This window comes from Streptomyces sp. BYX5S (assembly GCF_054724165.1).
The window spans coordinates 2,272,158-2,297,175 of sequence record NZ_CM138829.1 but is presented as its reverse complement, the minus strand read 5'-3'; the positions used below and the strand labels follow the sequence as shown (position 1 = coordinate 2,297,175).

Here is a 25,018-nt window from a genome sequence, read left to right as displayed (position 1 = left end):
GGTCCTGGGAAGAATTCACCTCGTGATCGTCGACTGCGCCATCTACCGGGAAGGGCGCCGCATCGAGCGGCCCGCCGACTTCTCCGATGCCCTCGACGAGGCGCGGGCCGCGGGCGACGCGTTCGTCTGGATCGGGCTGCACGAGGCGAGCGAGGAGGAGTTCGACCGGGTCACCGAGGAGTTCGGGCTGCACCCGCTGGCCGTGGAGGACGCCCTGAAGGCCCACCAGCGGCCCAAACTGGAGGTCTACGACGACTCCCTGTTCGTGGTCCTCAAGCCGGTCGTGTACGAGCCGGAGAGCGACAAGGTGTCCACGGGCGAGCTGATGCTGTTCCTGGGCGACTCGTTCGTCGTGACGGTGCGGCACGGCGAGGGCGCTCCCCTGAAGGCCGTACGGCAGCGTCTGGAGGCCGAGCCGGAGTTTTTGAAGCAGGGGCCGACGGCGGTCCTGTACTCGGTCGCGGACGCCACGGTGGACCACTACCTGGAGGTCGCCACGGAACTCCAGACCGACCTGGAGGAGCTGGAGACGGAGGTCTTCTCCCCGGAGGGCGGCGGCACCCGCGACACCGCGTCGCGGATCTACACGTTCAAGCGCCAGATCCTGGAGTTCCGCCGCGCCACGGGTCCCCTGGCGATGCCGATGGCCCGCCTGGCCGGGGTCGGTCCGTGGGGCCTGGCCGCCGTCCCGTTCGTGCACGAGGAGGCCCGCCCGTTCTTCCGCGACGTCAACGACCACCTGACGCGGGTCAACGAGTCCGTGGACGGCCTGGACCGCCTCGTCTCGGACATCCTGTCGGCGCACCTGGCCCAGATGAGCGTGCGCCAGAACGACGACATGCGGAAGATCTCGGCGTGGGCGGCGATGGCCGCGGTCCCGACCATGATCGCGGGCATCTACGGCATGAACTTCGAACACATGCCGGAACTCCACTGGGTGTGGGCGTACCCCGCGGTCATCGCCCTGATGGCCGTCCTCGAACTCCTCCTCTTCCGCCTCTTCAAACGCCGCGGCTGGCTGTAACGCCACGGAAAGCCCCTCCGGCGATTGAGGAGCGGGGTCGGGGGCAATTCAAACCCCTCCGGCGCCTTCGAAACGAGACCGGGGCAATTCAAGCCCCTCCGGCGATTGAGGAGCGGGGTCCGGGGCGGAGCCCCGCGTCCGCACCGCCGTGGGGGCCTCAGGCGAACTCGACCGACGTCGTGGCGGGCCCGCCCAACGCATCGCGCCGCTCCGGCATCTCCAACGACACCATCCGCCGCCACCCCCCGGCCCGCTCATACGCGTACACCCCCCGGATCCCCGCGGCCAGCACCTCCCCCTTCACCCTCGACCACCCCAGAATCCGCCCCATGTGCCCCATGACCGCGAGACTGACGTCCCGGTACACGGCGATCTCCGCCATCGCGCACTCCCGCAGAGCACGCTGAATGACCCGCCCGTGCCCCGCGTACGCGAACCGCAGCAACTCCTCGTGACAGTAGGCGAGATGGTTGTCCTCGTCGTTGGAGATCATCTTGACCGCACGGCCGATGTCGGGATGCCCCGCGAAGTGCTTGCGGAGCAGCACCATCTGCTCGGACGCCCGCTGCTCGGTGACCCGGCTGTGCGCCAGGTACGTGACGACGTCCCGCACGGACAGCCGCTCGTCGCGCCGCAACTGCTCGTGCGCGAGACCGATGCCGTGCTTCTCCAGCAGCATCGTGTAGTCGGTGTCCTCCGGTACGGGCACCGGTTCGAGACCGCGCTTCTTCATCAGCGCGTGGAAGATCCGCCCGTGCTTGTCCTCGTCCGCCCCGTGCCGCGCGATCTTCGGGGCGAGGGCGCGCTCGGACTCCGGGACCAGCGCGGCGATCCGCCCGTTCTCCCAGCCGCCCTGGGACTCGCCGCTGGCGGCGATGGAGCAGAACAGCCGGAACGACTCGTCGTTGTCGATGATCTCCTGAAACAGGCTCTTGGCCGACAGCATCTGCTACCTCCATGTCTCCGCGCGGGCGCGCCGGACTCCGCAGTTCTGCAAAGTCCGAGTCAAATGCGGGACATGAGGCAGGGCAACAGCTATGCGGGTCAACTCCTCCGAAAGGAGGACCCCGGGCGCGGTACGGAGCCGTAACCAGCCCTGTGGTGACGCGTTGAGCTACGTGTCGGCCGTGGCGGGGAAGACCCCCCGAGCCCCCACCACGGCCGCAGAAACCTCTCGCTGGAATCGCCGACCGGACCGCTTACGCGAGACCGGCGCGCTCCAGGGCCTCGGTGCCGGCGCGCAGCGAGGCAAGCCGGTCGTCGAGCGTGAGCCCGGCCGGGTTGATGGTCAGCGTGGTGACCCCGGCCTCGACGTAGGCGCGCATCCGGTCGGCGATCCGGTCCACCGAACCGAGCAGCGTCGTGGAGTCGATCAGCTGCTGCGGGATGGCCGCGGCGGCGCCCTCCTTGTCGCCGGCCAGGTACTTGTCCTGGATCTCGGCGGCCTCCTTCTCGTAGCCCATGCGCTGCGCGAGCTGGTTGTAGAAGTTCTGCTTGCGGCTGCCCATGCCGCCCACGTAGAGGGCGGTGTACGGCCGGAACATGTCGGCGAGCGTGCTGACGTCCTTGTCGTCACCGAGCGCGAGCGGCACCGTCGGGCAGACGTCGAAGCCCTCCATGGTCTTGCCGATCTTCTCGCGGCCCGCGCGGATGTGCTGGAGCGCGGTCTCCTCCAGGTGCTCGGCCGCCGGGAAGATCAGCAGGGCGCCGTCGGCGATCTCGCCGGTCTGCTCCAGGTTCTTCGGGCCGATCGCGGCGATGTAGAGCGGGATCCGCTCGCGCTCCGGGTGCACGATCAGCTTGAGCGGCTTGCCGGGGCCGTCGGGCAGCGGCAGCGTCCAGTGCGCGCCTTCGTGCGACACGCGCTCCCGGCTCATCGCCTTGCGGATGATGTCGACGTACTCGCGCGTGCGCGCCAGCGGCTTGTCGAACTTGACGCCGTACCAGCCCTCGGAGACCTGCGGGCCGGAGACGCCGAGCCCGAGGCGGAAGCGGCCCCCGGACAGCGAGTCGAGGGTCGCCGCCGTCATCGCCGTCATCGTGGGCTGGCGGGCCGGGATCTGGAAGATCGCCGAGCCGACGTCGATCCGCTCCGTCTGCGCGGCGACGAACGCGAGCACCGTGGCGGCGTCGGAGCCGTAGGCCTCCGCGGCCCAGCACACCGCGTAACCGAGCCGGTCGGCCTCCTTCGCGACGGCCAGGTTGTCCGCGTCCATCCCCGCGCCCCAATAGCCGAGGTTGATGCCGAGCTTCATTGACCACATCCCCTTAACGCCGTGCCGTATCCGGTGAATTACCCATGGGTAATGATCCTCGCCCGGCACCCTAACCCGGCGACCCCGACGACAGATATCCACAGGCCCCCCGTTCTTGACCTTCGGCCAGTAATCTCAGCGCCCATGGAGCAGAGGCATCTCGGCCGTACCGGCCTGCGTGTGTCCCGGATCGGGCTCGGCACCCTCATGTGGGGCCGGGACACGGACGAGCACGACGCCGCGGACCTCATGAAGACGTTCTGGGAGGCGGGCGGCTCGCTCGTCGACACGGCGGACGTGTACGGGGACGGGGAGTCGGAGTACCTGCTCGGCAGGCTGATCGACGGCCTCGTGCCGCGCCGCGACCTGGTGATCTCCACGAAGGCGGGGAGCGTGCCCGACCCGGACCGACGTTTCGACGGTTCGCGCGGCCACCTGCTCTCCGCGCTCGACGCGTCGCTCGCCCGCCTCGGCACGGACTACGTCGATCTGTGGCAGGTGCACGCGTACGACGCCGGTACCCCCGTCGAGGAGACGCTCCAGGCCCTCGACATCGCTGTCAGCAGCGGGCGGGCGCGGTACGCGGGCGTCTCGAACTTCTGCGGCTGGCAGCTGGCGAAGGCGGCCACGTGGCAGTTGGCCGCGCCCGGGGTGCGCACGCGGCTCGCGAGCACGCAGATGGAGTACTCGCTGCTGCAACGGGGAGTGGAGCGCGAGGTGCTGCCGGCGGCGCTGGACCTGGGCATCGGCCTGCTGCCGTCGTCCCCGCTGGGCCGGGGCGTGCTCACGGGCAAGTACCGCACGGGCACGCCCGCCGACTCGCGCGGCGGCTCGGACCACATGGCGCCGTTCGTCGCGCCGTATCTCGACGAGGCGGCGGCGCACATCGTGGACGCGGTCTCCATAGCGGCGGACGGCCTCGCCGTGACGCCGTTGCAGGTCGCTCTCGCCTGGGTCAGGGACCGGCCCGGGGTGGCCGCGCCGATCATCGGCGCGCGGACGGCGCAGCAGCTCACGGCGGCATTGTCAGTGGAGGCGCTTAGTCTTCCTGACGAGATCTGCCAGGCGCTCGACGATGTGTCGGCGCCCGTGCACCGCTATCCCGATCAGGACTGGAGCACGTTGTGAGTACGGAGTCCGCTGCCGCGGAGAACGAGTCAGGGCCCCACCCCGACGCGGGGCCGGACACGGAGCACCTCACAGGTGCGTCCACCCCGACCACTTCCGAGGGCGACGTCGAGACGACCGAGGCCGGGGACACGGAGGCGACCGGCAATGGCGCGGCGAGCGCGACCGAGGAGGCCGAAGGCGAGGAGGCCGCGGGCGACGGGGCCGGAGCCGAGGCGAAGGGGGCCGATGCCGATGGGGCGGAGGTTTCCGAGGCCGAGGCGGAGTTGGCGGCGCAGCGGGAGCTGCGGGAGCGGATCGCTCAGCGGAAGGCCGCCAAGGACGGGCCGATCGACGCCGGGGGGAAGCTGAGCGGCACCGCGGCCGACCTGCTGGCCGCCGTACGCGCGGTGGAGAGCGGCGAGAAGCCGGTCGCCGCCCCCGTACTCGCACGGCCGGAGCCCGCCCCCGAGCCGCGCCGCGAGGCCCCCGCCGAGCCCGTGCGCAGGCCGGGGCCCTCCGTCGCGGCCGGGCCCGGCGCCGAAGCCGTCGACGCGGTGCGGGCCGTGCTCGTCGAGGGCGGCGCGCCCGAGACGCTCGCCGCCGCGACCGCCGCGGCCCTGGGCGAGGGCGCCGAGGAGCAGCTGCGCGAGGACCCGTGGCAGTTGCTGCGGGTGAGCGGAGTGCGCCCCGAGCAGGCCGACGGTTTCGCGCGGGCGCTGCTCGGCGAGGAGTGCGGCCCCGAGGACGAGCGGCGGGGCCGCGCCGTCACCGTATGGCTGCTGGAGCAGGCCGCGGACGCCGGGCACACGGCCCTCGACCTGCCGGTGCTCGCGGAGGCGCTCGGCAAGCGCGGCGTGCCCGACCCGGAGGAAGCCGTGCAGAGCGCCGTCGCGGAAGGCGACGCGCTGATCTTCCAGGACCCGCTCGACGAGGCCCCCGCGCCCGCAGCCGAGGCGGACGGCGCCGAGGAGGACGAGGAGGCGGAGCGCCCCGTACGCGTCCTGGTCGGGCTCGAACGGTACGCGCTCGCCGAGGAGAGCCTCGCCGACGGCCTCGCCCGACTGATCAACGCCGCGCCCAAGGAGCCGGGTCCCGCCGACACCGCCCTGGAGGAGGCCGCGGGCTCCGCGCGCGGTACGACGGCCGAGCTGATCCGGGCGATCGCCGCGCACCGCCTCGTGCTGCACACCGGCGGCGAGGCGGCCCGCGCCGAGCCGCTCGACGCGGCGGCGGCAGCGGGCCGCCTGGGGCTGCGGGTGTGCGTCGCGGCGCACAGCGTGGACGGCCGGCGCCGCGCCGCCGAGCACCTCGGCCCGGACGCGCCGGACAGCGCCACGGCGACCGTCGCGGGGCTGCTCGCGCAGGCGGAGGGCCCGGGGCGGGACCAGGACGGGGCGTTCGCCCTCGACCTCCTGGTGGTGCTGGACGCGCCGCAGCTGGATGTCGCCGACGCCGCGATGCTCGTGGAGCTGCTCGCGGACGGGACGTGTCTGGTGCTCAGCGGTGACCCGGGGACGCTGTGGTCGGCGGGGCCCGGACGGGTGTTCGCGGATGTCGCGGCGGCCGGGATCTGCCCGCGGATCGCCTCCCGCACGCCGGACTTCGGGCCGATCGGCGAGCTGGTCTCCGGTATCGGGATCGGTGAGCTGAACCAGGTGGAGGCCCCCGGCAAGGAGGTCGTGATCGTTCCGGTGCGGGACCCGGCGGAAGCGATCCACCGCACCGTGCAGCTCGTGGCGGACTCGGTGCCGCGGGCGATCGGGGTGCCGTCGGAGCAGACGCAGGTGATCACGCCGGGGCACGGGGGCGCGGCGGGGACGCGGGCGCTGAACGCGGCGCTGAAGGAGCGGCTCAATCCGGGGCCGGGCCGGTTCGCGGGGTTCGACCCCGGGGACCGCGTGGTGTACGTGGCCGGGCGCGGGCGGATCCGGTCCGGCACGGTGGTCGGGGCCGACGAGGAGGGCTTGCGCCTCGAATGCGACGGGGAGCCCGTCCACGTGCCGAAGGACCAGGTGGAGCGGGGAGCGCTGCGCCACGGGTGGGCGGTCACCGGGCATCAGGCCGTCGGAGTGCGGTGGCCTGCCGCCGTGGTGGTGCTGCCGGGTGACGCGACGCAGGCGCTGAGCCGTCCCTGGGTCTACACGGCCTTCGGGCGGGGCGAGCGTCACCTCTCGGTGGTGCACGGCGCGGACACCGCGCTGCCGCGAGCCGTCTCCGACATCGCCGCGAAACCCCGCACCACCCGCCTCCGCCCCCTCCTCCGCTCCCAAATCCCCACGACCTGACCCGCCCGGCGCCCAAGGAGCGGCGGCCGCATCAAGCCCCTCCGGCGTTTGAGGAGCGGGGCCCGGGGCGGAGCCCCGTGACGTAGGTGGAGTGGGGCGAGGCAGAACGGCTCACCCCGCCCCACTCCACCCCACGCACCCGCACACACACGCACACGCCCCTACCGGTCCACGTCCTCCAACGACCCCTCCGAACCGGCGGAGCCCCCCTCCTCGAACTCGTCATCATCAAAAACCGCACTCACGTCAAACCGACACACCACCCGCTGCGGATCGACCTGCTCGAAGGGCGCCTCCAGCCACTCCCCCGCCTCCGCCGGCTCGTCCGCCGCCGTGACCCAGAGCGTGGAGTCGCCCTCCTCCAGCCCGAACTCCTTGTGCCGGGAGGCGATCTCGTCGGGCTCGAACTCGCCGAAGAGCACACCGAGCGCGGCGTGCACACTGCTGCCCGCCCCGTTCCCGCCCTCCGCGTCCGCCGCCACGTCCTCGTCGAGATCGGCCACCCGCCCGGCCTGCGCGAGCAGCCGCTGGGGCTCCACCACCGCGTAGTCCCGTCGAATCAGCACGCTCAGCGCGTTCGGCTCCTCGGGCCCCGCGTACGGCGGCAGCGAGTCCTCACCGCTGGGGATCTCGAAGGGGGTGACCTCGTCGTACCGGTCGTACAGGAGCTCGTCGTACTCCTCGGCCGCGGCGGCGAGTTCGTTGAACGCTTCATAGACGGCCGGGTCGTCTTCTCCCGACCGGCGCTCGACGGCCGCCAAGTGGGCGTCGAGCGCAGCCTTGACCGCCTCGGCGGCGGCGCGTACCTCGGCAGCGGTGGGCTGCGCAGCATCAGACATAGTGCAGACGCTATCCGTACCGGGCCGCTGCCCGCACAATAGATGCGATGCCGGAATACGAATTTGTCGACGTGTACGTACCTCGCGGGGTCTCCCGCAAGGAGGCGACGCGTCTGCTGACGGACCATGCCGAGTACGGACACTGGGAGTTGGACCGATTGAGCCTGCGCCGCGACGGCAGTCGCCGCGTGCGGCTGCGTCGACGGATCATCCGCCAGGTGCGGGCCACATGGTGACCTGAGAGCAAGGCGAACGAATGCGGAGCGGGCCCCCTCACAGCGCGGGGCCCGCTCCGATTCGTACCGCTGACGTCACGCCGCCGCGTTCGCCCGCCGGTACAGCAGCGCGCCCGCGAGCAGCGCGCCCCCGGCGAGCGGGAGTGCCGCACCGAGCGGCACCGAGTTGCCGGTCTCCGCGAGTTCGCCGGTCTCGGCGAGCTGGGACTTGCCCTCGGGCATGGCGACGATCTGCGTCCCCGGCTCGTTGGGCGAGCCCGCGCGGGGGCCGCTCGGCTGCGAGGGGTCACCGGGCTGGTGCTCTCCGCCGCGCGTGGGCGGGCTGTGCGGGTCCGACGGCTGGTCGGTGCCCGGCGGCGTGGTGGTGCCGCCACCGCCGCCCTCCTCCGAGCAGCCGTTGCCGGTGACGGCGTTGCCGATCGAACCGAGGCCGACGGAGTTGCCGCAGACGTTCACCGGCACGTTCACCGGAACCGACACATGGTTGCCGGAGCCGACGCCCGGCGAGTCGCTGGTGCCGCCGGACGCCTCCGCGCCGTAGCCGTCGTCGGCATACCCGCCGTCGTCGTCCGAACCGGAGTCGCATCCGTTGCCCGAAGCGGGGTTGAGCAGTCCGACGACGTTGACGGTGTTGCCGCAGACGTTGACCGGTACGTCCACGGGTGCCTCGACGGAGTTGCCGGACAGCACGCCCGGTGAGTCCGACGAGCTGCCGTCCGCGCCGGAGTCCGCGTGCGCGTAGCCGCCGGTCACGGCGAGTACGCCGGACGCGGCTGCCACGGTGATCAGGCCCTTGCGCATGACCTGTCGCATAGGATTCCCTGCCTTGCCTTGTAAATGTTGCCCTGGAACCTTGCGCAACCCGTCGGCCCCGGAGTGCATGGCGCGCACTCCGGGGCCGGGGGCTCAAACCCTCAAGGGGTGAGGCACAGCAACGTCAGTCGTTGACGCAGGTGTTGCCGAAGGCGGGGTTCAGCAGCCCGATCACGGAGACCGTGTTGCCGCACACGTTCACCGGGACGTGAATCGGCGCCTGAATGACGTTGCCCGAAACGACGCCCGGGGACTGCGTGGCAGCACCCTGCGCGCCGGAGTCGGCGACGGCCAGACCCGCACCCGCGAGAACCAGACCACCGGTGGCGGCCGCAGCAGCGACGACCTTCTTGATCATTATTCCTCCTAGTTGGCAATGCAGTCCCAGCCGCGGACTGCATCACCTGTAACGAGGAGAAAGTGAGGGGGCTACGAGCGGGTGGTTCCTTTCACTCTTTCCGGTCAAGTGCGCACGTGCGGACGATTCCGGCCGTACACGGTGTTGACGCGGTCAGGACGCGTCGATGAAGCGGTCCAGGACCCGCACACCGAACTTGAGGCCGTCCACCGGCACCCGCTCGTCGACACCGTGGAACATTCCGGCGAAGTCCAGCTCGGGCGGCAGCTGGAGCGGCGCGAAGCCGAAGTTGCGGATGCCGAGCTCCACGAAGGACTTGGCGTCGGTGCCGCCGGAGAGCATGTACGGGATGGCCTTGCCGATCGGGTCCTCGGCCTCGATCGAGGTCTTCATCGCCTCGACGATCGCCCCGTCGAAGGTGGTCTCGACGGCCTTGTCTGCGTGCACGTCCTCGCGCCTGACCCTCGGGCCGAGGATCCGGTCGAGGTCGGCGAGGAACTCGTCCTCGTGTCCGGGCAGGAAGCGGCCGTCGACGTGGGCGGTGGCCTCGCCGGGGATCACGTTGACCTTGTAACCGGCGCCCAGCTGCGTGGGGTTCGCGGTGTTGGAGAGGGTGGCGCCGATCAGCTTGGCGATGCCGCCGAGCTTGGCGATCGTCTCCTCCATGTTCTCCGGGTCGAGCTCGGTGCCGAGCGCGTCGCCGAGTTCGTCGAGGAAGGCGCGCGTCGTCTTGGTGACGCGGACCGGGAACCGGTGGCGGCCGAGGCGGCCGACGGCCTCGGACAGCTCGGTGATCGCGTTGTCCCGGTGGATCATCGAACCGTGCCCGGCGGTGCCGGCCACGGTCAGCTTCATCCAGTGCATGCCCTTCTCGGCGGTCTCCACGAGGTAGAGCCTGCGCTGCTCGTTCACGGTGAAGGAGAAGCCGCCGACCTCGCTGATCGCCTCGGTGACGCCCTCGAACAGGTCGGGATGGTTGCGCACCAGGTGGCGGGCGCCGAACACGCCGCCGGCCTCCTCGTCGGCGAGGAAGGCGAGGACGATGTCGCGCGGGGGCTTGCGCCCGGTGCGCAGCCGGTCGCGGACGACCGCCAGGGTCATCGCGTCCATGTCCTTCATGTCGACGGCGCCGCGGCCCCAGACGCAGCCATCGGCGATCTCGCCGGAGAACGGGTGGTGCGTCCAGTCCGCCGCGTTGGCGGGGACGACGTCGGTGTGGCCGTGGATGAGGAGGGCGGGCCGCGAAGGGTCCTCGCCCTCGATGCGGGCGACCGTGGAGGCGCGGCCGGGGTGGGACTCGAAGATCTTCGGTTCGAGGCCGACCTCGGCGAGCTTCTCCGCCGTCCACTCGGCGGCCTTGCGCTCGCCCGGCCCTGAGTGGTCGCCGTAGTTGCTGGTGTCGATCTGGATCAGTTCGCGGCAGAGGTCGACGACCTCGTCCTGCCCGGAGATCGCCCTGCCCGTGCTCGGCTCGCTCACGCTGGTTCCTCTCTTGCTGTGGATGCCTCTCATCCTCTCTCCACGGGTGGCCGCGCCCAAGACGGGGCGCCCGTCGTCACGTGCTGTTCACAGGGCGGGGCCGCAGGCGGGGGGTGCGATCGGGCACCCCCGAATCCCTGGTAATGTTCTCTGTGTCGCCGCGGGAAACACCCCGCACACAGGCGGCAGACACCTTGTCCGGGTGGCGGAATGGCAGACGCGCTAGCTTGAGGTGCTAGTGCCCTTTATCGGGCGTGGGGGTTCAAGTCCCCCCTCGGACACAGAGAAAGACCCCAGATGCTTCTGGGGTCTTTTGCGTTGCCCCGGCACACCGCCCGACGAGGTGCCGTACGTCACGTGATGCAATGGCCCCTCGACGCAACCTGGGGATGCAGCGCTACGTGTGCGCGCGCCGTCGCGGTGAAGGTGATCAGACCCGAGCTCGCCGAGGATCCCGAGTTCCGCCGCAGATTCCGTACGGAGGTGGCCGCGGCCGGGAAGGTGCACGGGCTGTACACGGCGCCGGTCGTCGACAGCGACACGGAGAGCCCGGTGCCGTGGTGCGCGAGCACGGGCCGTTGCCCGTGGACACGGTGCTGCGGATGACGGCCGGGATCGCCGAGGCGTTGCAGGCGGTGCACGACGCCGGGATCGTGCACCGCGACCTGAAGCCGTCGAACGTGCTGCTGGCCTCCGACGGTCCGCGGGTCATCGACTTCGGGGTGGCGCGGGCCGCGGACGCGACGTCCGTGACGCGCAGCGGGGCGGCCGTGGGCACGGTCGCGTACATGGCCCCCGAGCAGGTGCTCGGTGGCTCGTCGAGCGGGTCCGCGGACGTGTTCGCGCTCGGCCAGACGGCGTTGTTCGCCGCGACCGGTGGCACGGCGTACGGGGAGGGCGACCCGCATGCGGTGCTCTACCGGGTCGTGCACGAGGAGCCGGACCTGTCCGGGGTCCCGGCCCCGCTGCGGGAGCTGATAGCCGGCTGTCTCAGCAGGGCCCCCGAGGACCGGCCGACGGTGCGGGAGGTCATCGATTCGGTTCGGGTGATCCGTGAGGCGCAGCCCGGTGGGGCGGGGCCGGTGACGGACGCGTGGCTGCCCGGGGAGGTGGCCGAGGGGATCGCGGCGCGCGCCGAGGGGGCGCGGGTGGCCGGGGCGGAGCCGACGGGGCGCGCGACGACGCCGCCGCCGCGGGTCGCCGGCGGTCAGGAGTCGGGGGTGGTCAGCAGGTTCAGGTGTCCCCCGCGTCGGGCGGGTCCGGCGTCGTGGGGGCCGAGACCGCGGCCGTGGGTGCGGAGCCGGTGCGCAAGCGGGGGCGTGGGTGGCTGCTCGCGGCGGTCGGGGTGGCGCTCGTCGCGTGCGGGGCGGGGGCGACGTTGTGGCTGGTGCCGAGTGGGGGTTCGGGTGATGCGCGGGCGGCCGGGCCCGCGGCCACGGGTCGTTCCGAGGTGACGCGGTCGGCGTCGGCGTCGGCGTCGCCGGTTCGGTCCACGTGCGCGGGGATCGTGATGACGGATCGGCACGATCTGGGTCTGTCGGACGATCCGCTGCGGCCGCGGGCGGACGACGGGCAGTCGAACGAGGACCTCACGTATGCCGTGTACCGCGACGGGGCGGTACTGGCGCCGGGGTCGGCGTCGGGTGGTTCGGGGGACGTGGGGTTGTTGACGTTGCGGGGGAAGACGGAGGGGAAGGATGTGACGTTGGACGTGAAGGTGTGGCGGGGCGGGGGGCGGTAGCGGGTTCCGTCCCGGGCGCACACCAACCGTGGCCCTCACCAGGACGTCCTGGTGAGGGCCACGGTTGGTGTGCGCCTCGGGGCTCCGCCCCGGACCCCGCTCCTCAATCGCCGGAGGGGCTTCAATTGCCCGCACCGGCTTGTGAGCGTCGGCCCGGAGGGGCTTGAATTGCCCCCCCCGGGCGAGGTGGGGTTGTTACTTGGCCGATTCGACCGCGTGGCCGCCGAACTGGTTGCGGAGGGCCGCGATCATCTTCATCTGGGGCGAGTCCTCCTGGCGGGAGGAGAAGCGGGCGAAGAGGGAGGCCGTGATCGCGGGGAGCGGGACGGCGTTGTCGATGGCCGCTTCCACGGTCCAGCGGCCCTCGCCGGAGTCCGCCGCGAAACCGCGGAGCTTGTCGAGGTGGGTGTCCTCGTCGAGCGCGTTGACGGCGAGGTCGAGCAGCCAGGAGCGGATGACCGTGCCCTCCTGCCAGGAGCGGAAGACCTCGCGGACGTTGTCCACGGAGTCGACCTTCTCCAGGAGCTCCCAGCCCTCGGCGTAGGCCTGCATCATGGCGTACTCGATGCCGTTGTGGACCATCTTGGAGAAGTGGCCCGCGCCGACCTTGCCCGCGTGGACGTAGCCGAAGTCGCCCTCGGGCTTGAGGGCGTCGAAGACGGGCTTGACCTTCGCGACGTTCTCCTCGGAGCCGCCGACCATGAGCGCGTAGCCGTTCTCCAGGCCCCACACGCCGCCGGAGACGCCCGCGTCGACGAAGCCGATGCCCTTGGCGGCGAGCTCCTCGGCGTGCTTCTCGTCGTCCGTCCAGCGGGAGTTGCCGCCGTCGACGACGATGTCGCCCTCGGAGAGCAGGCCGCCGAGCTCGTCGACGGTCGACTGGGTGGCGGCGCCGGCCGGCACCATCACCCAGACCACGCGCGGGCCTTCGAGCTTCTCGACGAGTTCGGCGAGGGAGGCAACGTCCGAGACCTCGGGGTTGCGGTCGTAGCCGATGACCTCGTGGCCCGCGCGGCGGATGCGCTCGCGCATGTTGCCGCCCATCTTGCCGAGACCGATGAGACCGAGCTGCATTTCAGTTCACTACTTTCCGTACGAGTTACGGGTGACGGGTGACGGATTACGCGTTGCGGCCGCGCAGCGCGCGGTACGTGCTGACCAGGGACTGCGTCGACGCGTCGAGGCCGGGGACCTCCGCGCCTTCGGTCAGGGCCGGCTCCACGCGCTTGGCGAGGACCTTGCCCAGTTCGACGCCCCACTGGTCGAAGGAGTCGATGTTCCAGACGGCGCCCTGGACGAAGACCTTCTGCTCGTAGAGGGCGATGAGCTGGCCGAGGACCGACGGGGTGAGTTCCTTCGCGAGGATCGTCGTCGTCGGGTGGTTGCCCTTGAACGTCTTGTGCGGGACCAGGTCCTCCGCCACGCCTTCGGCGCGCACCTCGTCCGGCGTCTTGCCGAAGGCGAGGGCCTGGCCCTGCGCGAACAGGTTGGCCATCAGCAGGTCGTGCTGGCCCGCGAGGGTGTCGGACAGCTCGTCGACCGGGTTCGCGAAGCCGATGAGGTCCGCCGGGATCAGCTTCGTGCCCTGGTGGATGAGCTGGTAGTAGGCGTGCTGGCCGTTGGTGCCGGGGGTGCCCCAGACGACCGGGCCGGTCTGCCACTCGACGCCGCGGCCCTGGCGGTCCACGGACTTGCCGTTGGACTCCATGTCGAGCTGCTGGAGGTACGCCGTGAACTTGGACAGGTAGTGGCTGTACGGGAGCACCGCGTGCGACTGCGCGCCGTGGAAGTTGCCGTACCAGATGCCGAGCAGGCCGAGCAGCAGCGGCGCGTTGGCCTCCGCCGGGGCGGTGCGGAAGTGGTCGTCGACCAGGCGGAAGCCGTCGAGCAGCTCGCGGAAGTGGTCCGGGCCGATCGCGATCATCAGCGAGAGGCCGATGGCCGAGTCGAAGGAGTAGCGGCCGCCGACCCAGTCCCAGAACTCGAACATGTTGGCCGTGTCGATGCCGAACTCGGAGACCTTCTCGGCGTTGGTCGACAGGGCGACGAAGTGCTTCGCGACCGCCGTGTCGTCGCCGCCGAGCCCGTCGAGGAGCCAGGAGCGCGCCGCCTTGGCGTTGGTGATCGTCTCGATCGTCGTGAAGGTCTTCGACGCGATGATGAACAGCGTCTCGGCCGGGTCGAGGTCGCGGACGGCCTCGTGCAGGTCGGCGCCGTCGACGTTGGAGACGAAGCGGAACGTCAGGTCGCGGGCGGTGAACGGGCGCAGGGCCTCGTACGCCATCGCCGGGCCGAGGTCCGAGCCGCCGATGCCGACGTTGACGACGTTCTTGATGCGCTTGCCGGTGTGGCCGGTCCACTCGCCGGAGCGGATCCTGTCGGCGAAGACGGCCATCGTGTCGAGGACGGCGTGCACCTTGGGCACGACGTTCTCGCCGTCGACCTCGATCACGGCGTCGGCCGGGGCGCGCAGCGCGGTGTGCAGCACGGCGCGGTCCTCGGTCGTGTTGATCTTCTCGCCGCGGAACATGGCGTCGCGCTGCCCGAACACGTCGGTGGCGGTGGCGAGTTCCTGGAGCAGGGCGAGGGTCTCGTCCGTGATCAGGTGCTTGGAGTAGTCGATGTGCAGGTCACCGACGGCCACGGTGTAGCGCTCGGCGCGGGCCGGGTCCTTCGCGAACAGCTCGCGCAGGTGCGTGCCGTTGAACTTGGCGCGGTGGTCCTCCAGGGCGGTCCACTGCGGGCGCCGGGTGAGGAGGGGGGTGCTGTCAGGCATGTTGAACGGACTCCTTGGTGACTTTGCCGGGGACGGCCGCCTGCAGGGCCACGGCGTACATCTCGTCGGCGTCGAGCCGGCGCAGTTCCTCCGCGATCAGCTCGGCGGTGGAGCGGACCTTGAGGGCGAGGGTGCGCTCGGGCTGGCCCGGCAGGGTCAGCTTGGCGAGCGGTCCTTCGGGGCGGTCGATGCGGATCTCGCCGTTCGCCGTGCCGAGGCGGACCGCGGTGACCACCGGTCCTTCGGTCGTCACGCGCTCGACCTGGACGCCGAGGCGGGCGCCGAGCCAGCGGGCGAGCAGTTCGGCGCTGGGGTTGTCGGCCTCGGACTCGACGGCCGCGGAGACGATGTCGGCGCGGGCCTGGTCGAGGGCGGCGGCCAGCATGGAGCGCCACGGCGTGAGGCGGGTCCAGGCGAGGTCGGTGTCACCGGGGGCGTAGGACGTGGAGCGCTGGGCGAGGGCCGCGACCGGGTCCTCGACGGCGTACGCGTCGGTGATGCGGCGCTGGGCGAGCGCGCCGAGCGGGTCCTTGGCGGGGTTCTCCGGGGCGTCCACCGGCCACCACACGACGACCGGGGCGTCGGGCAGCAGCAGCGGCAGGACGACGGAGTCGGCGTGCTGGCCGGTCTCGCCGTACAGGCGCAGGATCACGGTCTCGCCGGTGCCGGCCTCGGAGCCGACCCGGACCTCGGCGTCGAGCCGGTTGCCGTGGCGGTCGCGGGGCAGCCGCTTGGTGCGCCGGATGACGACGAGGGTGCGCGAGGGGTGCTCGCGGGACGCCTCCTGGGCGGCCTTCGTCGCGTCGTAGGCGTTCTCCTCGTCCGTGACGATGACCATCGTCAGGACCATGCCCACGGCGGGCGTCCCGATGGCCCGGCGCCCTTCGACGAGCGCCTTGTTGATCTTGCTTGCCGTGGTGTCGGTCAGGTCGATCCTCATGGCCTGCGCCAGCTCCGTCCGTCTCGTGCGAGCATCTCGTCCGCTTCCCTCGGGCCCCAGCTGCCCGAGGCGTACTGGGCGGGCCTGCCGACCTCGTCCCAGTGCGTCTCGACGGGGTCGAGGATGCGCCAGGACTCCTCGACCTCCTCCGTGCGCGGGAAGAGGTTGGCGTCGCCCAGCAGCACGTCCAGGATCAGCCGCTCGTACGCTTCCGGGCTGGACTCGGTGAACGACTCGCCGTAGGCGAAGTCCATGGACACGTCGCGGATCTCCATCGACGTACCCGGCACCTTGGATCCGAAGCGCACCGTCATGCCTTCGTCCGGCTGCACGCGGATGACCACGGCGTTCTGGCCGAGTTCCTCCGTGGCGGTGGAGTCGAAGGGCGAGTGCGGGGCGCGCTGGAAGACGACGGCGATCTCGGTGACGCGGCGGCCGAGGCGCTTGCCGGTGCGCAGGTAGAACGGGACGCCCGCCCAGCGGCGGTTGTCGATCTCCAGCTTCACGGCGGCGTAGGTGTCGGTCTTCGACTTGGGGTCGATGCCGTCTTCCTGGAGGTAGCCGCGGACCTTCTCGCCGCCCTGCCAGCCGGCCGCGTACTGCGCGCGGACCGTGGACTTCTCCAGGTCGGCGGGGAGGCGTACGGACTTGAGGACCTTGAGCTTCTCGTTGACCAGCGACTCGGCGTCGAACGCGGCCGGCTCCTCCATCGCCGTGAGGGCGAGGAGCTGGAGCAGGTGGTTCTGGATGACGTCGCGGGCGGCGCCGATGCCGTCGTAGTAGCCGGCGCGGCCGCCGATGCCGATGTCCTCGGCCATCGTGATCTGCACGTGGTCGACGTAGGACCGGTTCCAGATGGGTTCGTACATCTGGTTGGCGAAGCGGAGCGCCAGGATGTTCTGGACGGTCTCCTTGCCGAGGTAGTGGTCGATGCGGAAGACCTGCTCGGGCGAGAACACGTCGTGCACGATGCGGTTCAGCTCGCGGGCCGACTCGCTGTCGTGGCCGAACGGCTTCTCGATGACGGCGCGTCGCCAGGAGCCCTCGGGGGCGTCGGCGAGGCCGTGCTTCTTGAGCTGCTGGACGACCTTGGGGAAGAACTTCGGCGGTACGGAGAGGTAGAACGCGTAGTTGCCGCTGGTGCCGCGCTTCTCGTCGAGTTCGTCGACGGCGCTGCGCAGTTGCGAGAACGCGGTGTCGTCGTCGAAGTCGCCGGGGATGAAGCGCATGCCGTCGGCGAGCTGCTGCCAGACCTCCTCGCGGAAGGGGGTGCGGGCGTGCTCCTTGACGGAGTCGTGGACGACCTGCGCGAAGTCCTGGTCCTCCCACTCGCGGCGGGCGAAGCCGAGGAGCGAGAAGCCCGGCGGCAGCAGGCCGCGGTTGGCGAGGTCGTAGACGGCCGGCATCAGCTTCTTGCGGGACAGGTCGCCGGTGACGCCGAAGATGACGAGCCCGGAGGGGCCCGCGACGCGCGGGAGGCGGCGGTCGCGGGGGTCCCTCAGCGGGTTCTGCCAGTCCTGAGCGGTGACGCTCACTTGGCCTCAGCCTCCGTCAGGCGGGAGGAGACGGTGGCGAGCAGGTCGTTCCAGGCGATCTCGAACTTGGCGACGGCCTCGTCCTCGAGCTGCTGGGTGACCTCGGCGAGCGAGATGCCGAGCGCGTCGACAGCCCCCAGCTCGGCGCGGGCCTGCTCGTAGCGGCCGGTGATGGTGTCGCCGGTGATCTCGCCGTGGTCGCCGGTGGCCTTCAGGGTGCCCTCGGGCATGGTGTTGACGGTGCCGGGGGCGACCAGCTCGTCGACGTACAGGGTGTCCTTGTACGCGGGGTCCTTGACGCCGGTGGAGGCCCACAGGGGGCGCTGCTTGTTGGCGCCTGCGGCCTCCAGCGTGGTGGCGCGCTCGGTGGCGAAGACCTGCTCGTACGCCTCGTAGGCGAGACGGGCGTTGGCGAGGGCGGCCTTGCCCTTCGCCGAGGCGGCCTCGTCGGTGCCGATCTTGTCGAGGCGCTTGTCGATCTCGGCGTCGACGCGCGAGACGAAGAACGAGGCGACCGAGTGGATCTCGGAGAGGTCGAGGCCGCGCTCGTGGGCCTTCTCCAGACCGGCCAGGTAGGCGTCCATGACGGCCTGGTAGCGCTCCAGGGAGAAGATCAGCGTGACGTTGACGGAGATGCCGAGGCCGATGACCTCGGTGATCGCCGGGAGGCCCGCGAGGGTCGCCGGGATCTTGATCATCACGTTGGGGCGGTCGACGAGCCAGGCGAGCTGCTTGGCCTCGGCGATGGTGGCCTCGGTGTTGTGGGCCAGGCGCGGGTCGACCTCGATGGAGACGCGGCCGTCCCGGCCGTTCGTGGCGTCGTACACCGGGCGCAGGATGTCGGCGGCGGCGCGCACGTCCTGCGTGGTCATCATGCGCACGGCCTCGTCGACGGTGACCTTGCGGACGGCCAGGTCGGCGAGCTGCTCCTCGTAGCCCTCGCCCTTGCCGATGGCGGCCTGGAAGATCGAGGGGTTCGTCGTGACGCCCACGACGTGGCTGTCCGCGATGAGCTCGGCGAGGTTGCCGGACTCGATGCGGGTGCGGGACAGGTCGTCCAGCCAGATGGAAACGCCTTCGTCGGACAACGACTTGAGGGGTGCGACGGCGTTGCTCATGTTCTGCTTCATCTTCTTTCGTACGTACTTGCTGACGCGTACTTGCTTACGTGGAGGTCAGGCGCGGGCGGCGGCGAGGGACTCCTTGGCCTTCGCGGCGACGTTCTCGGCGGTGAAGCCGAACTCGGCGAAGAGGGTGCCGGCGTCGGCGGAGGCGCCGAAGTGCTCCAGGGAGACGATGCGGCCGGCGTCACCGACGTAGCGGTACCAGGTCAGGCCGATGCCGGCCTCGACCGCCACGCGGGCCTTCACCGACGGCGGCAGGACGGCGTCCTTGTAGGACTGCTCCTGCTCCTCGAACCACTCGACGGACGGCATCGACACGACGCGGGTGGCGACGCCCTCGGCCTCCAGCTGCTCGCGGGCGGCGACGGCGACCTCGACCTCGGAGCCGGTGGCGATGAGGACGACGTCCGGGGTCTCCTTGGAGGCCTCGGCGAGGACGTAACCGCCCTTGGCAGCGTCCTCGTTGGCCTCGTAGGTCGGCAGGCCCTGGCGGGAGAGGGCCAGGCCGTGCGGGGCCGGCTTCTCGCTGCCGCGCTTGAGGATCTCGCGCCAGGCGATGGCGGTCTCGTTGGCGTCGGCCGGGCGGACGATGTTCAGGCCGGGGATGGCGCGCAGCGCGGCGAGGTGCTCGACGGGCTGGTGGGTCGGGCCGTCCTCACCGAGGCCGATGGAGTCGTGGGTCCACACGTAGGTGACCGGGAGCTGCATGAGGGCCGACATGCGGACGGCGTTGCGCATGTAGTCGGAGAACACCAGGAAGGTGCCGCCGTAGATGCGGGTGTTGCCGTGCAGCGCGATGCCGTTCATCTCGGCGGCCATCGAGAACTCGCGGATGCCGAAGTGGACGGTGCGGCCGTACGGGTCGGCCTCCGGGAGCGGGTTGCCCTTCGGGAGGAAGGACGACGTCTTGTCGATGGTGGTGTTGTTCGAGCCGGCGAGGTCGGCGGAGCCGCCCCACAGCTCGGGGACGACCGGGCCGAGCGCCTGGAGGACCTTGCCGGACGCGGCGCGCGTGGCGATCTTGGTGCCGGTCTCGAAGGACGGCAGGGCGTCCTCCCAGCCCTCGGGGAGACGGCCGGCGAGCACGCGGTCGAGGGTCGCGGAGCGCTCGGGGTTGGCGCCGCGCCACTCGGCGAGCTTCTTGTCCCAGGCGGCGTGCGCCTCGGCGCCGCGGTCGAGGGCCTTGTGCGTGTGGGCGATGACCTCGTCCTCGACGATGAAGGACTGCTCGGGGTCGAAGCCGAGGACCTTCTTCGTGGCGGCGACCTCCTCGGCGCCGAGCGCCGAGCCGTGGGAGGCCTCGGTGTTCTGCGCGGTCGGGGCGGGCCAGGCGATGATCGTGCGCATCGCGATGATGGAGGGCTTGTCGGTGACGGCCTTCGCGGCGGCAAGCGCCTCGTACAGGGCCTTCGGGTCGACGTCGCCGCTCTCGGTGGGCTCGATGCGCTGCACGTGCCAGCCGTAGGACTCGTAGCGCTTCAGCACGTCCTCGGAGAACGCGGTCGCGGTGTCGCCCTCGATGGAGATGTGGTTGTCGTCGTAGACGAAGACGAGGTTGCCGAGCTTCTGGTGGCCGGCGAGGGAGCTGGCCTCGGCGGAGACGCCCTCCTCCAGGTCGCCGTCGGAGACGATCGCCCAGATGGTGTGGTCGAAGGGGCTGGTGCCCTCGGGGGCCTCGGGGTCGAACAGGCCGCGCTCGTAGCGGGCGGCCATGGCCATGCCCACGGCGTTGGCGACACCCTGGCCGAGCGGGCCGGTGGTGGTCTCGACACCGGCGGTGTGGCCGTACTCGGGGTGGCCCGGCGTCTTCGAACCCTGCGTGCGGAACGCCTTCAGGTCGTCGAGCTCCAGCTCGTAGCCGGAGAGGAAGAGCTGGGTGTAGAGGGTGAGGCTGGTGTGGCCGGGCGAGAGGACGAAGCGGTCGCGGCCGGTCCACTCCGGGTCGGCCGGGTCGTGCCGCATGGCCTTCTGGAAGATCGTGTACGCGGCCGGGGCGAGGCTCATGGCGGTGCCCGGGTGACCGTTGCCGACCTTCTGCACGGCGTCCGCCGCCAGGAGGCGCGCGGTGTCGACGGCACGCTGGTCGCTTTCGGTCCACTCGAAGGGGTTCTCGAAGGGGTCGAGTCCGTCCGGTGTCTGCGTGCTCATCTGTACAGCTTCCTTCGCATCCGTTGTCCTGCCGAGGTGCCCAAAGGCACCGCTCGACCGGGACCAAAGTCCCAGGTCGAACCACCTACGAATGTAAAGGTCATACTTTTCGCTCGACAGGTGCCCCCGTGCCAGCGTTCGGTGAAAATGGGACACGCACACCGGGCCGAGCCAAGGACAGTGGATGACGGAGCAGGACCCCTCACAGACGAGCGCACATCTGGGATCGGGGGCGCACATCCGCACGTATCCGTTCGACCCCAGCGCGAGCCTTTCGGGCGTCGGGATCCAGGTCGGACCGATGGGTTCGGAGGGTCCGTGGGCGGGCGGCGTCGGCCTGTCGCGGCGCGTGCACCGCATCGACTTCCACGTCCTGCTGTTCTTCCGGGCGGGCCCGGTCCGCCACATGATCGACTTCACGGAGTACGAGGTGGGGGCCGGGGACGTGCTGTGGATCCGGCCGGGGCAGGTGCACGGCTTCTCCACACGGGACGCGTACGTGGGAACGGCGCTGACGATGCAGCCGGGGTTCCTGCCGCGGGCCATCGTGGAGGCGACCGGGCTCTACCGCTACGACCGGCCGCCGCTGCTGCACCCCGAGGCGGCACAACTCGCCGCGCTGGAAGCCTCGTTGGAGCAGTTGCGCCGCGAGTACCTGGACACGTCGACGCTGCCGCTGAGCCTGCACACCGCGGTGCTGCGGCACACCCTGACGGCGCTGATGCTGCGGGTGGCGCACGTGTCGACGCAGGCCGCGGCGGAGGACGACGGCACGCCGCAGCAGGACACCACCTTCACCCGGTTCCGCACGGCGGTCGAGCAGGGCTTCACGACCAACCACAGCGTCAGCGCGTACGCCGACGAACTCGGCTACTCGCGGCGCACGCTGGTCCGCGCGGTGCGCGCCGCGACGGGCCTCACCCCGAAGGCGTTCATCGACCGGCGGGTGGTCCTGGAGGCGAAGCGGATGCTGGCGCACACGGAGTTGCCCGTGGGGCGGATCGGGGTGGCGGTCGGCTTCGCGGACTCGGCCAACTTCTCGAAGTTCTTCCAGCAGCACGTGGGGGTGTCGCCCGCGGGGTTCAGGGCGGAGCAGGCGTGATCCACCCTGTTGGCACAATGAGCCCATGTCACGCACCTCCCCCGCCTGCCCCTGCGGGCTCCCCGCCTCGTACGAGGACTGCTGCGGGCGCTACCACTCCGGCGCCGCCGCCCCCACCGCCGAAGCCCTGATGCGGTCCCGGTACGCCGCGTTCGTGCGGCAGGACGGGCCGTACCTGCTGCGGACCTGGCACCCGGACACCCGGCCGCCCGGCATCGACTTCGCGGATTCTCCGCGGTGGACGGGGCTGGAGATCGTGGAGGCCGTCGACGGGTCGGCGTTCCACCAGCGGGGCACCGTCACCTTCCGCGCGCACTACGCGGGCGGCACGCTGCACGAGCGCAGCCGGTTCTCGCGGGTGGCCGGGGCGTGGGTGTACGTCGACGGGGAGTTCATCGAGTAGGCGGACTCAAGTCCCTTTGGCCGCAGGGATGTTCAGGGCGCCAGGATGTCCAACTCGTGGAGGGCGCCCACCGCGATCTCGCGGGTGAGTTCCTCCGCGCGGTCCGCGTCCCGCTCCCGTACCGCCTCCGCCACCTGGACGTGGAGGGTGACCGCCGCCGGGTCCGGGTCCTCGAACATGACCTGGTGGTGGGTGCGGCCCGCCAGGACCTCGGCCACCAGGTCGCCGAGGTGCGCGAACATCTCGTTGCCCGACGCGTTGAGGACGATGCGGTGGAACTCGACGTCGTGGCGGAGGTAGGCCTCCAGCTGCTGGCCCCGTGACGTCGCCACCATGCCGAGCGCGCACTCGGTCAGCGCCGCGCACTGGCGGGCGTCCGCGTTGCGCGCCGCGAGACCCGCGGCCACCGGCTCGACCGCCGAGCGAAGGACCGTGAGGGAGCGCAGTTGACGCGGGCGGTCGGCGCCCGCGAGGCGCCAGCGGATGACCTGCGGGTCGTAGACGTTCCACTCCTCGGCGGGCCGCACCGTCACGCCGACGCGGCGGCGCGAGGCCACGAGGTGCATCGACTCCAGCACCCGGACCGCTTCCCGCATGACCGAACGCGAGACCTCGTACGTCTGCGCGAGCTCGTCCGTGCGCAACACGCTGCCCGCCGGGTACTCGCCCGCAGTGATCGCGGGGCCGAGGCTGTCCAGTACTCGGGCGTGCAGGCCCCGGCCCTCTGTGGTCATGGGACAACCCTAGCCCCGACCCCAATGGTCTGACTTATATGTCACACCCCCTTGAATTAATCTGACCTATTGGGTTTCAGTGTGGTGACACAGCGATGTCGACGAAGACAGCGAGGCAGTACCCGATGAGCAACCCCCACGTCGTCGTGGTGATGGGCGTCGCAGGAACCGGCAAGACCACGATCGGTCCCCTGCTCGCCGAGCGGCTCGGCGTTCCCTACGCCGAGGGCGACGACTTCCACCCCGAGGCCAACATCGAGAAGATGACGGCCGGCACCCCCCTGACGGACGAGGACCGCTGGCCCTGGCTCGACGCCATCGGCCGCTGGGCACACGGCCGGGCAGGACTCGGCGGGGTGGTCTCCAGCTCCGCGCTCAAGCGCAGTTACCGCGACCGGCTGCGAGCCGAGGCTCCCGACGCGGTCTTCGTCCACCTCACCGGCTCGCGCGAACTGATCGCCGACCGGATGGGGCATCGCGAGGGGCACTTCATGCCCACCTCGCTGCTCGACTCCCAGTTCGCCACGCTCCAGCCGCTCGCGGCGGACGAGGCGGGCGTGGCCGTCGACGTCGCGGGGTCCCCCGAGGAGATCGCGGACCGGGCAGTCCAGGCCCTGGCCGAGCTCGACTCCCCCCTCGCGAACAGCTAGCCCCGCACACCTGCCCCACTCCCCCCACTCGTACAAGGGATAAGACCGTGACCAGACTCAGCGTCGAGATGCTGGCAGCGGACACCGTCGAGCCGATCACGTCCGCGGGCCATGCCCAGCTCGGGATCGCCGTGCTCGCGGGCATCGCCGTCATCGTCCTGCTCATCACCAAGTTCAAGCTGCACGCCTTCCTGGCGCTGACCATCGGCTCGCTCGCGCTCGGCGCGTTCGCCGGGGCGCCGCTCGACAAGGTGATCACCAGCTTCTCCGGCGGCCTCGGTGACACCGTCGCCGGTGTCGGCGTCCTGATCGCGCTCGGCGCGATCCTCGGCAAGCTGCTCGCCGACTCCGGCGGCGCCGACCAGATCGTCGACACGATCCTCGCCAAGGCCGGCAAGTCCGGTGGCAAGGCGATGCCGTGGGCCATGGTGCTCATCGCGGCCGTGATCGGCCTTCCGCTCTTCTTCGAGGTCGGCATCGTCCTGCTGATCCCCGTCGTCCTGATGGTCGCCAAGCGCGGCAACTACTCGTTGATGCGGATCGGCATCCCGGCCCTCGCCGGTCTGTCCGTCATGCACGGCCTGATCCCGCCGCACCCCGGCCCGCTCGTCGCGATCGACGCGGTGGACGCCAACCTCGGCATCACGCTCGCGCTCGGCCTCCTCGTCGCGATCCCGACCGTGATCATCGCCGGTCCGGTCTTCTCGCGGTACGCCGCGAAGTGGGTCGACGTGCCCGCGCCGGAGAAGATGATCCCGGCCCGTGCCTCCGACGACCTGGAGAAGCGGCCCAGCTTCGGCGCCGCGGTGGTGACCATCCTGCTGCCCGTCGTGATGATGCTGGCCAAGGCGCTGGTCGACATCATCGTGGACGACCCGGAGACCACGGTTCAGCGTGTCTTCGACGTCATCGGCAACCCGCTGACCGCGCTCCTCGTGGCCGTGATCGTCGGCATGTTCACCCTCGGCCGTCCGGCCGGCTTCACCAAGGGCCGGCTCCAGGAGACCACCGAGAAGTCGCTCGCCCCGATCGCGGGTGTGCTGCTCATCGTCGGTGCCGGCGGTGGCTTCAAGCAGACGCTGATCGACTCGGGCGTCGGGCAGATGGTGCTGGAGATCTCCAAGGACTGGGGGCTGCCGACGCTGCTGCTGGCGTGGCTGATCGCGGTCGTCATCCGTCTCGCCACGGGCTCGGCGACGGTCGCCACGGTGTCCGCGGCGGGTCTCGTCGCGCCCCTCGCGGCCGACATGACCGATGCGCACACGGCGCTGCTGGTCCTCGCGATCGGCGCGGGTTCGCTGTTCTTCAGTCACGTCAACGACGCCGGTTTCTGGCTCGTCAAGGAGTACTTCGGGCTCAGCGTCGGCCAGACCGTGAAGACCTGGTCGGTCATGGAGACCATCATCTCCGTGGTCGCGGGCGCCTTGGTGCTGCTGCTGTCCCTGGTGCTCTGACGACCTTCCCGG

23 protein-coding genes and 1 tRNA gene are annotated in these 25,018 nt (G+C 71.0%); 11 read left to right on the top strand and 13 right to left on the bottom strand.

Translation table 11 applies throughout. From position 1 onward, the window contains the following. Window positions 1-22 precede the first annotated feature (22 nt). The gene (gene corA, locus ACYBSK_RS10435; RefSeq protein ID WP_457476612.1) at window positions 23-1,024 is read left to right on the top strand and encodes a magnesium/cobalt transporter CorA; all 1,002 of its coding nucleotides are present in this window, start codon (window positions 23-25) and stop codon (window positions 1,022-1,024) included. 157 nt (window positions 1,025-1,181) lie between these two features. Here the strand turns inward: corA and ACYBSK_RS10430 are convergent, their stop codons facing one another. Together ACYBSK_RS10430 and ACYBSK_RS10425 are read right to left on the bottom strand one after the other, a co-directional pair. Further along, window positions 1,182-1,970 carry a ferritin-like domain-containing protein gene (locus ACYBSK_RS10430; protein ID WP_460245879.1) on the bottom strand — a complete coding sequence of 263 codons (789 nt, stop codon included), beginning with the start codon at window positions 1,968-1,970 and terminating at the stop codon, window positions 1,182-1,184. A gap of 253 nt (window positions 1,971-2,223) precedes the next feature. Then, window positions 2,224-3,279: an LLM class F420-dependent oxidoreductase gene (locus tag ACYBSK_RS10425; RefSeq protein ID WP_460245878.1), complete on the bottom strand. Its 1,056-nt coding sequence runs from the start codon at window positions 3,277-3,279 to the stop codon at window positions 2,224-2,226. A 144-nt stretch (window positions 3,280-3,423) separates the two neighbouring features. Here ACYBSK_RS10425 and ACYBSK_RS10420 point away from each other — a divergent pair, with 144 nt between their 5' ends. After that, the gene (locus ACYBSK_RS10420; RefSeq protein WP_460245877.1) at window positions 3,424-4,407 is read left to right on the top strand and encodes an aldo/keto reductase; all 984 of its coding nucleotides are present in this window, start codon (window positions 3,424-3,426) and stop codon (window positions 4,405-4,407) included. Continuing rightward, on the top strand, window positions 4,404-6,674 hold the full coding sequence (locus tag ACYBSK_RS10415; protein ID WP_460245876.1) for a helix-hairpin-helix domain-containing protein: 2,271 nt from the start codon (window positions 4,404-4,406) through the stop codon (window positions 6,672-6,674). The genes ACYBSK_RS10420 and ACYBSK_RS10415 overlap by 4 nt, the downstream gene beginning before the upstream one ends. Before the next feature lie 161 nt (window positions 6,675-6,835). Here the strand turns inward: ACYBSK_RS10415 and ACYBSK_RS10410 are convergent, their stop codons facing one another. Beyond that, entirely contained in the window at window positions 6,836-7,513 is a 678-nt protein-coding gene (locus ACYBSK_RS10410; RefSeq protein WP_457476607.1) for a hypothetical protein, read from the bottom strand. A gap of 47 nt (window positions 7,514-7,560) precedes the next feature. Here ACYBSK_RS10410 and ACYBSK_RS10405 point away from each other — a divergent pair, with 47 nt between their 5' ends. Beyond that, a complete protein-coding gene (locus ACYBSK_RS10405; protein ID WP_018535088.1) occupies window positions 7,561-7,749 on the top strand; it encodes a DUF5703 family protein in 189 nt (62 codons plus the stop codon). A gap of 75 nt (window positions 7,750-7,824) precedes the next feature. Here the strand turns inward: ACYBSK_RS10405 and ACYBSK_RS10400 are convergent, their stop codons facing one another. From ACYBSK_RS10400 to ACYBSK_RS10390, 3 genes are all read right to left on the bottom strand, one after another. Beyond that, window positions 7,825-8,562, bottom strand: coding sequence for a chaplin family protein (locus ACYBSK_RS10400; RefSeq protein ID WP_460245875.1), 738 nt, complete (start codon window positions 8,560-8,562; stop codon window positions 7,825-7,827). A 124-nt stretch (window positions 8,563-8,686) separates the two neighbouring features. Beyond that, window positions 8,687-8,920 carry a chaplin ChpH gene (gene chpH, locus ACYBSK_RS10395; RefSeq protein ID WP_457476605.1) on the bottom strand — a complete coding sequence of 78 codons (234 nt, stop codon included), beginning with the start codon at window positions 8,918-8,920 and terminating at the stop codon, window positions 8,687-8,689. A gap of 153 nt (window positions 8,921-9,073) precedes the next feature. Continuing rightward, window positions 9,074-10,399 carry a M20/M25/M40 family metallo-hydrolase gene (locus tag ACYBSK_RS10390; protein WP_460245874.1) on the bottom strand — a complete coding sequence of 442 codons (1,326 nt, stop codon included), beginning with the start codon at window positions 10,397-10,399 and terminating at the stop codon, window positions 9,074-9,076. 196 nt (window positions 10,400-10,595) lie between these two features. On the opposite strand from ACYBSK_RS10390, the gene ACYBSK_RS10385 reads away from it, so the two are divergent. The 3 genes from ACYBSK_RS10385 to ACYBSK_RS10375 all read left to right on the top strand — a co-directional run bounded on the left by ACYBSK_RS10385 (window position 10,596) and on the right by ACYBSK_RS10375 (window position 12,140). Then, window positions 10,596-10,680, top strand: a tRNA-Leu gene (locus ACYBSK_RS10385). Window positions 10,681-10,956: 276 nt separating this feature from the next. Next, a complete protein-coding gene (locus ACYBSK_RS10380; protein ID WP_460245873.1) occupies window positions 10,957-11,853 on the top strand; it encodes a serine/threonine-protein kinase in 897 nt (298 codons plus the stop codon). 56 nt (window positions 11,854-11,909) lie between these two features. Further along, complete coding sequence (locus ACYBSK_RS10375; RefSeq protein WP_460245872.1) at window positions 11,910-12,140, top strand: hypothetical protein; 231 nt, start codon at window positions 11,910-11,912, stop codon at window positions 12,138-12,140. Between the two features lie 195 nt (window positions 12,141-12,335). Here the strand turns inward: ACYBSK_RS10375 and gnd are convergent, their stop codons facing one another. The 6 genes from gnd to tkt are packed head-to-tail and all read right to left on the bottom strand — an operon-like array spanning window position 12,336 to window position 20,663. Next, window positions 12,336-13,214 (bottom strand): phosphogluconate dehydrogenase (NAD(+)-dependent, decarboxylating), encoded by an 879-nt coding sequence (gnd, locus tag ACYBSK_RS10370; protein ID WP_457476603.1) that lies wholly within the window; start codon window positions 13,212-13,214, stop codon window positions 12,336-12,338. Window positions 13,215-13,260: 46 nt separating this feature from the next. Further along, window positions 13,261-14,916 carry a glucose-6-phosphate isomerase gene (pgi, locus tag ACYBSK_RS10365; protein WP_460245871.1) on the bottom strand — a complete coding sequence of 552 codons (1,656 nt, stop codon included), beginning with the start codon at window positions 14,914-14,916 and terminating at the stop codon, window positions 13,261-13,263. Next, window positions 14,909-15,856: a glucose-6-phosphate dehydrogenase assembly protein OpcA gene (gene opcA / locus ACYBSK_RS10360; RefSeq protein ID WP_457476601.1), complete on the bottom strand. Its 948-nt coding sequence runs from the start codon at window positions 15,854-15,856 to the stop codon at window positions 14,909-14,911. Before opcA ends, pgi begins: the two co-directional genes overlap by 8 nt. Further along, on the bottom strand, window positions 15,853-17,391 hold the full coding sequence (zwf, locus tag ACYBSK_RS10355) for a glucose-6-phosphate dehydrogenase (protein WP_457476600.1): 1,539 nt from the start codon (window positions 17,389-17,391) through the stop codon (window positions 15,853-15,855). The genes opcA and zwf overlap by 4 nt, the downstream gene beginning before the upstream one ends. Beyond that, complete coding sequence (gene tal, locus ACYBSK_RS10350) at window positions 17,388-18,509, bottom strand: transaldolase (RefSeq protein ID WP_460245870.1); 1,122 nt, start codon at window positions 18,507-18,509, stop codon at window positions 17,388-17,390. The genes zwf and tal overlap by 4 nt, the downstream gene beginning before the upstream one ends. Before the next feature lie 57 nt (window positions 18,510-18,566). Next, window positions 18,567-20,663, bottom strand: a complete 2,097-nt coding sequence (gene tkt / locus ACYBSK_RS10345) for a transketolase (protein WP_460245869.1) — start codon at window positions 20,661-20,663, stop codon at window positions 18,567-18,569. A gap of 184 nt (window positions 20,664-20,847) precedes the next feature. On the opposite strand from tkt, the gene ACYBSK_RS10340 reads away from it, so the two are divergent. Next, window positions 20,848-21,765 (top strand): helix-turn-helix domain-containing protein, encoded by a 918-nt coding sequence (locus ACYBSK_RS10340; protein WP_460245868.1) that lies wholly within the window; start codon window positions 20,848-20,850, stop codon window positions 21,763-21,765. Between the two features lie 25 nt (window positions 21,766-21,790). After that, window positions 21,791-22,168: a YchJ family protein gene (locus ACYBSK_RS10335; protein ID WP_460245867.1), complete on the top strand. Its 378-nt coding sequence runs from the start codon at window positions 21,791-21,793 to the stop codon at window positions 22,166-22,168. Between the two features lie 32 nt (window positions 22,169-22,200). On the opposite strand, the gene ACYBSK_RS10330 is transcribed toward ACYBSK_RS10335, so the two are convergent. Then, window positions 22,201-22,902: a FadR/GntR family transcriptional regulator gene (locus ACYBSK_RS10330; protein ID WP_457476595.1), complete on the bottom strand. Its 702-nt coding sequence runs from the start codon at window positions 22,900-22,902 to the stop codon at window positions 22,201-22,203. 125 nt (window positions 22,903-23,027) lie between these two features. Here ACYBSK_RS10330 and ACYBSK_RS10325 point away from each other — a divergent pair, with 125 nt between their 5' ends. Both ACYBSK_RS10325 and ACYBSK_RS10320 read left to right on the top strand, forming a co-directional pair. Beyond that, window positions 23,028-23,552, top strand: a complete 525-nt coding sequence (locus ACYBSK_RS10325) for a gluconokinase (RefSeq protein ID WP_457476594.1) — start codon at window positions 23,028-23,030, stop codon at window positions 23,550-23,552. A 47-nt stretch (window positions 23,553-23,599) separates the two neighbouring features. Further along, window positions 23,600-25,006, top strand: a complete 1,407-nt coding sequence (locus ACYBSK_RS10320; protein WP_460245866.1) for a GntT/GntP/DsdX family permease — start codon at window positions 23,600-23,602, stop codon at window positions 25,004-25,006. Window positions 25,007-25,018 lie beyond the last annotated feature (12 nt).

Excerpts from the sequence above, each read along its gene's own strand:
- ACYBSK_RS10430 (WP_460245879.1), bottom strand. The coding sequence starts at position 1,970 with ATGCTGTCGGCCAAGAGCCTGTTTCAGGAGATCATCGACAACGACGAG.
- ACYBSK_RS10425 (WP_460245878.1), bottom strand. The coding sequence starts at position 3,279 with ATGAAGCTCGGCATCAACCTCGGCTATTGGGGCGCGGGGATGGACGCG.
- ACYBSK_RS10420 (WP_460245877.1), top strand. The coding sequence starts at position 3,424 with ATGGAGCAGAGGCATCTCGGCCGTACCGGCCTGCGTGTGTCCCGGATC.
- ACYBSK_RS10410 (WP_457476607.1), bottom strand. The coding sequence starts at position 7,513 with ATGTCTGATGCTGCGCAGCCCACCGCTGCCGAGGTACGCGCCGCCGCC.
- ACYBSK_RS10405 (WP_018535088.1), top strand. The coding sequence starts at position 7,561 with ATGCCGGAATACGAATTTGTCGACGTGTACGTACCTCGCGGGGTCTCC.
- ACYBSK_RS10400 (WP_460245875.1), bottom strand. The coding sequence starts at position 8,562 with ATGCGACAGGTCATGCGCAAGGGCCTGATCACCGTGGCAGCCGCGTCC.
- chpH (WP_457476605.1), bottom strand. The coding sequence starts at position 8,920 with ATGATCAAGAAGGTCGTCGCTGCTGCGGCCGCCACCGGTGGTCTGGTT.
- ACYBSK_RS10375 (WP_460245872.1), top strand. The coding sequence starts at position 11,910 with ATGACGGATCGGCACGATCTGGGTCTGTCGGACGATCCGCTGCGGCCG.
- gnd (WP_457476603.1), bottom strand. The coding sequence starts at position 13,214 with ATGCAGCTCGGTCTCATCGGTCTCGGCAAGATGGGCGGCAACATGCGC.
- pgi (WP_460245871.1), bottom strand. The coding sequence starts at position 14,916 with ATGCCTGACAGCACCCCCCTCCTCACCCGGCGCCCGCAGTGGACCGCC.
- opcA (WP_457476601.1), bottom strand. The coding sequence starts at position 15,856 with ATGAGGATCGACCTGACCGACACCACGGCAAGCAAGATCAACAAGGCG.
- tal (WP_460245870.1), bottom strand. The coding sequence starts at position 18,509 with ATGAGCAACGCCGTCGCACCCCTCAAGTCGTTGTCCGACGAAGGCGTT.
- tkt (WP_460245869.1), bottom strand. The coding sequence starts at position 20,663 with ATGAGCACGCAGACACCGGACGGACTCGACCCCTTCGAGAACCCCTTC.
- ACYBSK_RS10340 (WP_460245868.1), top strand. The coding sequence starts at position 20,848 with ATGACGGAGCAGGACCCCTCACAGACGAGCGCACATCTGGGATCGGGG.
- ACYBSK_RS10335 (WP_460245867.1), top strand. The coding sequence starts at position 21,791 with ATGTCACGCACCTCCCCCGCCTGCCCCTGCGGGCTCCCCGCCTCGTAC.
- ACYBSK_RS10330 (WP_457476595.1), bottom strand. The coding sequence starts at position 22,902 with ATGACCACAGAGGGCCGGGGCCTGCACGCCCGAGTACTGGACAGCCTC.
- ACYBSK_RS10325 (WP_457476594.1), top strand. The coding sequence starts at position 23,028 with ATGAGCAACCCCCACGTCGTCGTGGTGATGGGCGTCGCAGGAACCGGC.